The organism is Halomonas ventosae, assembly GCF_004363555.1.
Classification (GTDB): domain Bacteria; phylum Pseudomonadota; class Gammaproteobacteria; order Pseudomonadales; family Halomonadaceae; genus Halomonas; species Halomonas ventosae.
Genome location: NZ_SNZJ01000043.1, coordinates 1 through 1427, shown reverse-complemented (window position 1 = coordinate 1427; position 1427 = coordinate 1). Strand labels below are relative to the sequence as shown.

General features: G+C 53.7%; 1 protein-coding gene. It reads right to left on the bottom strand.

What is annotated here, in order from left to right; genetic code table 11:
* Nucleotides 1–293 precede the first annotated feature (293 nt).
* Nucleotides 294–1382 carry a hypothetical protein gene (locus DFP85_RS18775; protein ID WP_133637926.1) on the bottom strand — a complete coding sequence of 363 codons (1089 nt, stop codon included), beginning with the start codon at nucleotides 1380–1382 and terminating at the stop codon, nucleotides 294–296.
* Nucleotides 1383–1427 lie beyond the last annotated feature (45 nt).

The window sequence follows — 1427 nt, the reverse complement described above, 5'->3', positions numbered from 1 at the left end:
GTCGGGTCGGGTCGTAAAGTCATGGTGCCCTCTCCTGGAAAGGACAGGAAATCCACCTGCGTCGTTCACAAGACCACCGCAGTCCCTGGGCGGCCACGCGCCTGTAGGCGCTGCGGGCGAGCAGCGCCGGAAAACGGCCACGCTTACCGGCGGCCACGCCATACCAGCGAGTCTAGGACACTCCGATCACCTTCGCCTGCCTGCCAAATCCGAAGGTAAACACCTTATGCTGCACATCAGCTATCGGCCAAAAGCGGACACAAGCGAGTCGCAGACAACCACGAGATCAGCGTCTATTCACCGCTCGCATTGCTACTATTCGGGCTGGCCCAGGACTGAAAAATCTGCTCGTTCACCCAGAAGCGCATGCCTTTGTCCCACAATCCCCAGGGTGCGGTTTGAATCAATTCCAACCGCGTCCTTTTTTGCTCCACAGACATCTCTTTGAGCCGGCTAACAAGTTGGTTCTTTCGACGACTCATCGCTAAGAGCGTTTTCGTACCACGTATTGGATATGTTCCCCTGAACATCATCAAACGCTCAAGGATGCTGTCAAAATCACGATGAAACGAGACACAGTTGGCGGCTTCATGCCTAATCAAGGCATCTGGTCCTGTTAAAAGGCGCAAAACCTGTTCGCGAGACGCCTGCATGGCCAGGACACAGGCTGCTTGTTGCCGTTGTCGTTCACTACCGCTCAGAGCGTTCGTTAGTGCCTGCAAAGTCGCGTTGCTGAGGGGCATCCTCCCCAGTAGTTCGACGTAAAACTCGTCCTGGTTTCCGATTCGCCGGAGAAGTTCTACCTCAAGACCTTCTGCATTGCGCCTTCTCTCGTATTCAACTGCCGTACGGCGGGTTGCGAGTACGTTGTTGTCTAAGAATTGGGGATCGATCGGTATTTGGCTCCCAAGCTGCATCAGTAGCCTCAGCGCAGCTTCGTTGACCTGTGTATCGACCACAGTGTTGACAATGTCATGCAGCGCGTCTTCGAACTCAGCAAGAGGCCGCTTCTCGAGCTCTCTAAAGATAAAGAGAAGGTCATATCCAAATGATTCCTCAACTTCCATTCTCGCTCGCCTAAGGAGGTCACCGTCCTTCAGTAAGCTTAGGCCAAACTGCTCGGCATCAACGTCCCAGTTAATATCTAGCGTGTAGCCCTTGCAATGTCGCACCAAGGCACCAGCGGCTGACAACCATGTGAGGGCCATCCCGCTCCGCCAAGCCTCAACAGCACTATTTGGACATTCGATATTGTCAAAGTAGTACAGCGCATCGTGTATTTCGCCGACATTCCAGCTTTCAATTTCATCTGCGTCTAGTAGTCGTTCGAGCGTAACCGGCTGCTGAACACATCTTCCGCGGAAGGCCTTGTCCGGTGACATTAGGTGCCCACGTAACAATAGATGGGCACCTATTCATGACGTCCC